Origin of the sequence: Streptomyces sp. W16 (assembly GCF_033194735.1) — a bacterium.
Lineage (GTDB): Bacteria > Actinomycetota > Actinomycetes > Streptomycetales > Streptomycetaceae > Streptomyces.
In genome coordinates this window covers 1-9,525 of the sequence record NZ_JAWOAI010000391.1, presented here as the reverse complement: position 1 = coordinate 9,525, position 9,525 = coordinate 1, and the positions used below count along the sequence as shown (strand labels likewise).

7 protein-coding genes and 2 pseudogenes are annotated in these 9,525 nt (G+C 71.3%); 5 read left to right on the top strand and 4 right to left on the bottom strand.

What is annotated here, in order from left to right; all coding sequences use genetic code 11:
• Positions 1-533, top strand: a pseudogene (locus R6V09_RS37175) (cellulose-binding protein); the annotation flags it as partial.
• 126 nt (positions 534-659) lie between these two features.
• Here the strand turns inward: R6V09_RS37175 and R6V09_RS37170 are convergent.
• From R6V09_RS37170 to R6V09_RS37155, 4 genes are all read right to left on the bottom strand, one after another.
• Positions 660-1,244, bottom strand: coding sequence for a hypothetical protein (locus tag R6V09_RS37170; protein ID WP_317885883.1), 585 nt, complete (start codon positions 1,242-1,244; stop codon positions 660-662).
• Positions 1,241-2,950, bottom strand: coding sequence for a PHP domain-containing protein (locus R6V09_RS37165; RefSeq protein WP_317885882.1), 1,710 nt, complete (start codon positions 2,948-2,950; stop codon positions 1,241-1,243). Before R6V09_RS37165 ends, R6V09_RS37170 begins: the two co-directional genes overlap by 4 nt.
• 126 nt (positions 2,951-3,076) lie before the next feature.
• Positions 3,077-4,738, bottom strand: coding sequence for a sodium/solute symporter (locus R6V09_RS37160; protein ID WP_442810216.1), 1,662 nt, complete (start codon positions 4,736-4,738; stop codon positions 3,077-3,079).
• Positions 4,735-5,247 carry a DUF485 domain-containing protein gene (locus tag R6V09_RS37155; protein ID WP_317885881.1) on the bottom strand — a complete coding sequence of 171 codons (513 nt, stop codon included), beginning with the start codon at positions 5,245-5,247 and terminating at the stop codon, positions 4,735-4,737. The genes R6V09_RS37160 and R6V09_RS37155 overlap by 4 nt, the downstream gene beginning before the upstream one ends.
• Before the next feature lie 315 nt (positions 5,248-5,562).
• On the opposite strand from R6V09_RS37155, the gene R6V09_RS37150 reads away from it, so the two are divergent.
• From R6V09_RS37150 to R6V09_RS37135, 4 genes and pseudogenes are all read left to right on the top strand, one after another.
• Entirely contained in the window at positions 5,563-6,525 is a 963-nt protein-coding gene (locus tag R6V09_RS37150) for an SEFIR domain-containing protein (RefSeq protein WP_317885880.1), read from the top strand.
• On the top strand, positions 6,526-8,172 hold the full coding sequence (locus R6V09_RS37145; protein WP_317885879.1) for a VMAP-C domain-containing protein: 1,647 nt from the start codon (positions 6,526-6,528) through the stop codon (positions 8,170-8,172). It begins immediately after the preceding gene.
• On the top strand, positions 8,169-9,230 hold the full coding sequence (locus tag R6V09_RS37140; RefSeq protein WP_317885878.1) for an AAA family ATPase: 1,062 nt from the start codon (positions 8,169-8,171) through the stop codon (positions 9,228-9,230). Before R6V09_RS37145 ends, R6V09_RS37140 begins: the two co-directional genes overlap by 4 nt.
• A gap of 7 nt (positions 9,231-9,237) precedes the next feature.
• Positions 9,238-9,525 (top strand): annotated as a pseudogene (locus R6V09_RS37135) (hypothetical protein); the annotation flags it as partial.

Here is a 9,525-nt window from a genome sequence, read left to right as displayed (position 1 = left end):
GCGAGGACGCGGACGCGCTCCGCGCGCAGGTCGAGGAACGCGCCCGTCAGCGGCTTCTCGCGGCCCGCGCCGAAGCCGACGACATCCGGATCGGCGCCCGGCGCGAGGTGAAGGAGGGGCGCACGGAGGCGCTCGCCGCGTTGCGTGACGTACGGCAGCGCACCGCCGGGATGTTGGGTGAGCAGGCCAAGGAGCACGCCGAGCGGTGGGCCGAGGCGGAGCGCTTCGCGGAGGAGCGGGTGGCCGCGGTGGACGCTCAGTGCGCCGAGCGGATGGCTTGTGCGGAGGCTGCGTTGGCCGAGGCCGAACAGGCCTTCACCGAGGCCGAGTTGTCGGACCGGCGCCGGCAGGAGGAGGCGGCGGAGCGGGCTGCGGAGGTGGTGGCGGAGGCGCGGGTACGGGCGGAACGGATCGCTCGGGACACCGAGCGCGTGCTGCGTGAGCACGGGGAGACCTGGGATGACGTGCAGGCGCACATGGATCATGTGCGGAGCAGTTTGACCGCGCTCACGGGGCGGGCGGCGGCTGAGTGAGCTGGGGCGCGGTTGCGGTCGGTCGTGTGCGGGCCCGGTGGGGGGCCGGTCGCGCTCACGCGGCGGAGCCGCATATCGATACAGCCCCGCGCCCCTTGGGTGGGGACAGTTGTCCGGCGCTCCAAGTCACCCGTGATCGGCGCAGCAAGGTGTCGGGTTGGGGACCTCGAACGGTGCCAGGGTGTTGCCCACTGCCGGGACCAGGGCCAGCACCAGTTGTCCCTCGCGCCACTCGGGTCGTACGTGGTCCTGGGTGTGTACGGGTGTGACAGGGGCCGGGGCGTCGCCCGACGTGGCGCCCACCACGATCACCCGGTCGATGGCCGTCAGTTCCAGCAGGTCGGCCAGGGGGATCGTGCCCGTGAGCCGTTCCGCGCCGGGGAACAGCACCGCCCGTCCCGATCGCCGCGCCGCGTGCTCGGCCGCGGCCAGGGCGGCGGCTTCGCGGTCGCCCAGGGGCGTGCTCGGCTCCGAGTCCGTGAGCAGCCGCCAGGCCTTCTCCGCCGATTCGCTGTCCGGCAACTCCAGCGATACGGCCGTCCCCCGGCGGGCATCCGTCCGGATCAGGTGCGTGCACGCGACCGTCCCCGGCGGCAGCGCGAGGGTGGTCGTCAGGTCGCGGATCAGTTGGTCGGCCTCGCGGAGGGTCGTCGTGCCGGCGTCCACCCCGAGGACGGGGTGGACGCCGGACGGGTCGTAGGACGTGCTCATGCGGGGAGGACCCACATCGGGTTGGAGTAGAACCAGAGGTCCTTCCACGGGTCGGCGTCGCCGAGGACGTCCATCGCGGGGCCTACGGGGTCTACGGCCGCGCCGCCCGCGCCCACGGCGGAGCGGTTGCCGTCGGTGCCGCGGAGGCGGACGTAGACCGGCTTGTCGAGGCGGCCGAGGGAGTACGTGAGGCGGACGGTGCCGGTGGACTTGTCGACCTCGAAGGACTTGACGACCTTCGTCTTCGGGGTCGCGAAGGTGTCCTTGTCCGCCACCGGGCCGGTGACATCGCCCTGGATGACGTCGACGCGGGCCAACGAGGGCTGGAACTGCGCCCAGTTGGGGCCGTTGGACAGGCTGATGCGGATGACCAGGTCGACCTGGGCGCCGCGGCGGACGTGCAGCGCGCCGCCGAGCGTGACCTCGCGGCCACCGGCGGAAAGGCGGGCGTCGAGGCCGCTGATCAGGCCGCCGTGGTCGACCCAGACGCGGCCCGCGCGGATGCCGTCCATGACCGCCTTGTACGAGAAGGAGGCCGCGCCGACGTGGGTGCGGGAGTACTGGCCGGGCCAGAAGTCGGTGTCGGTGAGGCTGATGCCGGTGCCGTAGACCGGGTCGTTGTAGCGGCCGTTGGCGTTGAAGTCGCCGCCCGGGCCGCGTACGGCGGTGTCCGCGTAGACGTTGTGGGAGTCGGAGTTGGCGGTGATCCACCAGGGCTTGCCCTCGGCGAGGAGGCTGTCCCACAGGCCGCCGACGGTGGCCGTCATCCAGTCGAAGCCGCCCCAGGTGCGGTAACTCTCCAGCGGGTAACCGGGGAAGGAGTCCGCGCTCGGGCTGCCGTCGTAGATACCGCGTCCGCCGCCCGGGCCGTTCGGCTTGGGGATGCCGCCCGCCTGGTGGCCGGGGGCGCCCTCCATGCCGACGGCGATCGAGGGCTGCGCGTCGCGCCAGCCACGGATCTCGTGCGGGGAGTCGATGCCCTTGCGCGCCGGGTGGTTGGCGAGGAACAGGGCGTCCTTGACCTTGCGGCGGCGGACCTGGTCGGCGAGGAAGTTGACGCCCGCGATGGCGAGGGCCTCGTTGGCGGGGGAGTTGCCGCTCGCGTTGTTGACGCTGCCGTCGAAGGAGTTCTCGAACTCCTTGAGTACGGCTACCTCGTTGGCGCCGGGGTGCACGAACACGGTGCCGTGCTCGGCGCCCGGGATGTTCCACTCCAGGCCCTGGAAGACGAGGGTGTCGTCGGTCTTGTCACGGGCGTCGACGATGTCCGGATTGACCTTCTCCACACCGATCTTGGCGTGCGCGACACTGCCGTGGTCGGTGATGACCATCCAGTCCAGGCCGTGCGCGTTCGCCTGGCGTACGTGGTCGATGACCCGGTACTTCGCGTCGCTGCTGTACTGCGTGTGGATGTGGTGGTCGCCGGCCAGCCACAGGTAATCGCCGTTGCCCTTCGACGACTTGGCCGCCTGCTGCTGCACCGACGCGGCTGCCTCCCCCGCGCCGGCGAGCACGCTGCCCGCCGCAAGTCCCGCGCCGAGCAGTCCGGTACGGCGCAGCATGCCCCGCCGCGACAGCTGACTGGGCGTCAACTCCTCGTCGGGGACGGAGGTGTCGAGGGCGGGAGGCAGTGAGGTGGCGTCCCCGTCCCCGTGGTGGTGATGGTGGTGGTGACCGTGGTCGCCGTGACTGTGGCCGTGGCTCATGTTCAACTCCCGCTGAATGCAGGGACCTTCACGCTCGGACGTGCAGAGTCTGGAAAGGACCGGTGAACAGCGGGAGTCGAGGTGGTGGTGTGGCAAAGAACGAGTCATGCACGGCTATAACGGCGGTCATGCGGGGCTTTTCCGTCGGTCATTCTGCGCCCCTTCGCCTCTGCGTACCGCGCCCGCCAGGATCGACCCCTCCATCGCCTCGTACCGCCTGCGCTGTTCCTCCTCCTTCTGCCGTCCCGAGGCCACCGTGCCGAGCCAGCCGCAGGCGAAGCCGAGCGGGATCGTGACGAGCCCGGTGGTAGTGAAGGGGAACCAGTTGAAGTCGGCGCCCGGGAAGGCGGCGGCCGGCGAACCGGAGACCAGGTTGGTGCCCGGCATCAGCAGCAGCACACCGAGCGTGCCGCCGATGAGTGTGCTGAGCAGGCCCGTTCGCGTGTACCGGCGCCAGAAGAGGCTGTAGACCAGGGCGGGCGCTATGGCCGAGGCGCCCAGACAGAAGGACAGGGTGACCAGGGGTTGCAGGCCCCGGTGCTGGATCAGCGTCGCCAGCACGATCGCCGGAACGCCCACCGCCAGCGCCGAGTAGCGGGCCAGTGTCATCTCGCGGCGGACCGGCATCTCCTCGACGCGGGCCGCGAAGACGTCGTGGGCGAGGGAGTTGGCGCAGGCGAGGATCATCCCGGCGACCGAGGCGAGCAGGGTCAGGAACACGGCCGTGGTGACGGCGGTGAACAGCAGGGTCTCCGCCGTCGACACGTCCGCCCCGAACACCGCCCGCGAGCCCAGCAGATACGCCGTGTTGCCCTGCGGGTCGGCCCGCGCGATCGCCGCCCGCCCGACCAGCGCCGTGGCACCGAACCCGACGACCGTCACGATCACCACGAACAGTGCCACGCTCGACACCGCCCACGACATCGACCGCCGCACCTGCCGGGCGCTCGACGCGGTGTACATGCGCATCGTGATGTGCGGGAGGCACGCGCCGCCGAGGACGACGGTCAGCTGCGAGCTGATCATGTCGAGGCGGGGACTCGGTCCGCCGGCGAACTGAAGTCCCGAGTGCAGGAAGGCCGTTCCGGCCCCGCTCCGCCGCGCCGCCGTGTCGAAGAAGAGACCCAGGTCCCAGTGGAAACGCTGCAGGACGAGTACGGCGATCACGGCCCCAGACCCGATCAGCATCACGATCTTCAGGATCTGGATGAGGGCCGTGCCCTTCATGCCGCCGATCGCCGCGTAGCTGATCATCAGCGCGCCCAGGCCGATGATGCAGCCGGTCTGCAGGGACTCACTGGAGAACCCGAGGATGAACGCCAACAGCTGTCCGGCGCCCGCGAGTTGGACCAGCATCAGCGGCATCAGCGCCGTGACGGTCACCGCGCACGCGACCATCCGCACGGACCGCCCCGGCATCCGGCGGGCGAACGCGTCGCCCATCGTGAACCGGCCCGCGTTGCGCAGCGGTTCGGCCAGCAGGAACATCAGCAGCATCAGCGACAGCGCCGTACTCAGCGCGAGCACCATCCCGTCGTAGCCGTACAGGGCGATCACCCCGCCCGTGCCCAGCACGCTCGCCGCGGAGATGTAATCACCCGCTATGGCAAGGCCGTTGCGCAGCGGCGAGAGGGAGCCGTACCCCGTGTAGAACTCGTCGAGGCCGTCGCGGTCGGGGCCCGTCAGCACGCAGAGCAGGAGCGTGAGGGTGGCGACGGTTGTGAAGGCCACCAGGGACATGGTCTGTGAGGAGTCCCTGAAGCCGGCCATCGCGCTCATCGAGGTCATCGTGCCGCCTCCCGTCTGGCGTCCAGTTCGGCCTGCTTGCGGATGCGCTCCGCGAGGGGGTCCACGTGCCGCCGGGCCGTGTGCTCGTAGAGCGCTATCGCCAGCCAGGTGACGGGCAGTTGGACCAGCGCGAGCAGCAGCCCGGTGGGCACACCGGCGACGACGGTGCTCGACATCAGCGGGGGCGCGAACGCGGACAGCGCGAGGAAGAGGCAGAAGTAGCCGAGCGCGGTGAGGCTCGCCACGCGCCGCTGACGCCGGTACGCGCCGCGCAGGACGCGCAGATCACGATGGTTGCCGAGGGCGGGACGGCGGGGCGGGCGGCGGCGTTCGGGTGGCGGCGGGGGTGGTTGCCAGGGGTAGGTGAGGCGGGGCGGGGACGGGTCGTGCGGGGCGTGCGAACTGTGCGGGGGGTAGGCGTCGTACGGGTACGGGGCGTGCGGGTCATGAGGGTCGTACGGGTCGTACGGGGCGGGTGAATCAGGCGGAGGGTACGGGTCGTAGGACATCCCGTGCTCCTTGCGTGGCTCGGGTCCGTGGCGGCGGACCGCAGGGAGTTAGGCGGAGCGGGTCACGCATGTTACTCGCCGGTTGGGGGGTGTGGGTGCTTTTCGGCGAACTGGGCGGTTGGTATGCGCTTGCGCGTCAACTGGGGGCTGACCTTGGTGTGTTGTGCGCGGGGACGCGGGTTTCCTGGGAGGCCTCTGGGGGTGGTGCGGCGCCCGGTGCGTGACGGCGTATCAGCAAACGAGGCTCCCGGCGGCCGGTGTTGGGCCATCATGTATCCACTCTCGTGGTGCGCTGCAGGGCAAGGGGGAGGCCACATGAGTGCAGAGGTGTCGCCGGTGCGGGTGTTCGTGTCGTACGCCCACGACGATCAGAAACATGTAGACCAGGTAAGGGCGTTCGCGGACTTTCTGCGCTCGTGCGGGATCGACGCCCAGTTGGACTTGGCGGCCGACGACCGCCGCCAGGACTGGGCCGTGTGGATGCTGCGGGGCATCCGCGACAGCCGCTACGTGATCACCGTCGCCTCGCCGGAGTACAAACGGCGTGCGGAGGGCGACGCACCCGCCGGCGTGGGGGCCGGCGTGCAGTGGGAGGGCCTTCTGCTCCGTGAGGCCGTCTACGTCGATCAGGCCGCGGCTCTCGACCGGATCGTCCCAGTCGTCCTGCCCGGCGGGTCCGTCGACGACCTGCCGCTGTGGCTGGGGCCCCACACCACCTCGAACTATGCCGTCGAGGACTTCACCGTCGCCGGCGCGGAGCGGTTGCTGCGGCGGCTGACCGGGCAGCCGTACGAGACGCCGCCCGCGGTGGGGCCGGTACCGGTGCTGCCGCCACGCGACCGGACCGGCGGGGCTCCGGGCGGACAGGCCGGGCCGGTGCCGGGCCCGGTACCGCTGACGCTTCCCCCGCCGGTCCTCGCGCCGGCCCCGGTCGAGCCCCCGCAACCCCCTCCCGCGACCTTCACGTTCCCCGACTCGAAGGCCCTGCTGGACGCCCTCATGGCCTGCGAGGCGCTGCACCGGCTGGCCGACCGCCACGAACTGGTCGCCGAGATGGGCCGGACGCTCGGCCTCGGCCGTCCGTTCGAGGTGGCCGAGAGCCCTCAGGCCCGCACGCATCTGCGGGCACTCGTCCACCGCACCGAGCGCACCCTGACGCGTGACGCGGTACTGACGGCCATGTACTTCGCCCTGGCCGACAGCGCGCCGGACGACATCGGGACCGAGCGGGTGCGTGTCGTGCTCGTGGCCTCCGGGCTCCCGCTCGGGGAGGCGTGAGTGTCCCGCTGGCGGCGGCTGGTCGGCGGCGGAGCCGGGCACCTGGCCGACCCGCGCGTGAGATCGAAGACGATCCGGCTGTTGGTGCAGACGCTGGCCGGCATAAGACGGCTGCAGTCGGTGGACGGCCGACTCGATCTGCTCGACGAGGTCGGTCCCCCGCTCCGGGACGCCGTACGAGCGAACCCGGTCACCGCGGACCATCTGCGTGCGATGGTCCACACCGCTCGGCGCAAGGGCCAACTGCCGCTGCTGCGGGACGCGTTGCTGGAGCTGGAAGGCGACGACATCGGTGCCGCCTGGTTCGACCTCGCGGTCACCATCATGACCGAGCCCGGCCCGTTGCCCACCGCGTCCATGCTGGAGGCCGTCGCCGAACTGCAGCTGTACGAGCCGGAGTTCGGGTTGAGGGCGCGATCACAGTACGCGTCCGAGCACCGCGGCGACGGCCCCCCACTGGGGAACGGCCCCCTCCCGAAGGTCCTGTCGCGGTTGTACGAGCCCATGAAGGACCCTGCCGACCCCGACGCCCCGCGCAGACGGCTGCTGCGGTTCCTCGAACTCCTCGGCGAGGAAGCCGTGTTGGAGGGGCCGGGCGGCGACAGGCTCGCCCGTCAACTGGCGCGGATCCAGGACCGGCACGGTGGCAAGGCCCCCGGCGGCCACCCGGCGACACCGGCACCGGAACCAGCACCGGCGGGCATGGAACGGCAGGTCATCATCCAGATACGGGTCGAGGAGGCGGGGGCTCCGAGCGATCTGCCGGCCGCCGAGCGCAGTTACTCCCTGCACGGCTTCCTCTACGAACTCGTCGGCACCGATCGCCCGGTCTTCCGGGGCTCCAGGACGGTGCCCGGCCTCATCACCGGCGGTGAACTCACGGACCGTGGACACAAGTTCCTCGCCGAGTGGCGGGAACAGGCGGAGGCGGTCCGGGACGTGCGCAGACGGCGCGTGGAGTTCCTGCTGCCGCACTCGCTGCTCGGGTACCCCGCCGAACTGTGGCCGAGCGGGTCGGCCGAGGTTCCCCTCAGCCGCAGCTGCCAGGTCGTCGTACGGTCCCTGACCCGCTACAAGGACAGCACCATCCACGACGAGTGGATCCGCCGCTGGAGAGCGCTCGACCGCGACTGCCCACCCGGTGACGCCCTGCAGCGCATCGGCTGGCTCAGCAAGGACACACCGGGGGAGCCGGCCGAGGGCCACAACCCGCCCAAGGAACAGTGGAGTTGCCCGCAGGGGAAGTTCCCGCCGCTGCGGCTGACGCACCCCGCGGACATCGAGGACTGGCTGCGGACCAACGCCGACCTGGCCTGCCTGGGCCTGACCATGGCGTACGACCACCATGATGTCCTCGTCCGGGACGCCGTACGCGACGCCATCCTGGAAGACGGCATCCCCGTCATGGTCTGGCGGCGGGACAAGGGCGACCCCGACAGGCTGCTGGACGCGCTCCGCAGCGCCGAACCACCCGCCCTGCTGGCGGACTTGCCGCGCAGCGTGCTCCAGGCGCGCAAGCGCGAGCGCGGTGACTCCCTGAGCGTCGGCAACAACATCAGCCTGCTGTGGGACGACCCCACCTGTGTGTTCAGCGGCCAGGACCCCCAGATGTCCGGTATCGGCGGCGCCGAAGAAGGAGCGACATGACGCAGACGCAGGACTGGTGGGTCTACCGGGGCACCGGCACCCCGCACGACGGCATCGAAGACCTGCCTCCGGCACCCCCGTGGCGGGCCTTCCGCCAGGGCACCGCGGTGCCCGAGCGGGTGCTCCAGCCGCCCGACGCACCCGACGGCGACGCCGTCCAGCGCCACCTCGGCCGGGCCGACCTGGGCGCCCGCTACCAGGCCGGCGAACGGGAGATCCACCTCGTCAACCTCGCCCTGCACCTGCGCCGCCCGCTGCTGCTCACCGGCAAACCCGGAACCGGAAAGTCCACCCTCGCCTACGCGGTCGCCCACGAACTGAAGCTCGGCCCCGTCCTGCGCTGGGCCATCACCAGCCGCTCCACCCTCAAGGACGGCCTGTACGAGTACGACGCCATCGGCCGCCTCTACGACGCCGGGCTGCGCAACGCGGGCTCCCTCACCGGCCACCACACCCCGGCACACCAACCGCCCGACATCGGCAAGTACCTGTCGCTCGGCCCCCTCGGAACCGCGCTGCTGCCCTGGAGCCGTCCCCGGGTCCTGCTCATCGACGAGATCGACAAGAGCGACATGGACTTCCCCAACGACCTGCTGAACGTCTTCGAGGAAGGCGAGTTCCTCATCCCCGAACTGGCCCGGCTCGGCGGGAAGCCGCAGAAGGTGACCACCGCCGACCGCGCGAAGGTGACGGTCCACGGCGGCGAAGTGGCCTGTGCTCAGTTCCCGTTCGTGGTGCTCACCAGCAACGAGGAACGCGAGTTCCCCATGGCCTTCCTGCGCCGCTGCGTCCGGCTGGAGATCAAGGCGGCCGACGCCAAACGGCTGGCCGGCATCGTCGCCGCCCACCTCGACCCGCCCAATACACCCGTGACCGAACCGACCGGTGCGCGGGCCAAGCTCATCGGTGAATTCCTCACCCGGCAGCGGGATTTGGGGCCCCTTGCCAACGACCAGCTGCTCAACGCGCTGCTCATGGCCGAACGCGGACTCTGGGACGACGACACCGGCCAATCCCTGCTCCGCGACGACCTGCTGCGTCCGCTGGACCGGGGCTGAGCCGGCCGTGCAGGACGACATCCTGCGCGAGGAACTCGCCCGGCTGCTGGGCGCGAGCGGCGAGCCGGAAGCGGGTGACGCCCTCGACGCGCTGTGGATCGCCCGGCTGAGCGGCCTCGCCCCGGTGGACTGGTCGCTCCTGGGCAACGGCGTAGACCCGACGGCACCCCCGCCGACCACCGACCCGCCGCCCACACCGACGGACCCCGACCCCGGCCAACTCCCCGTTCCACCAGAGCCGTTGGCCCAGCTGCACCTGCCCGGCGGCGGGAACGGCACCGCCTCCGCCCGCCCC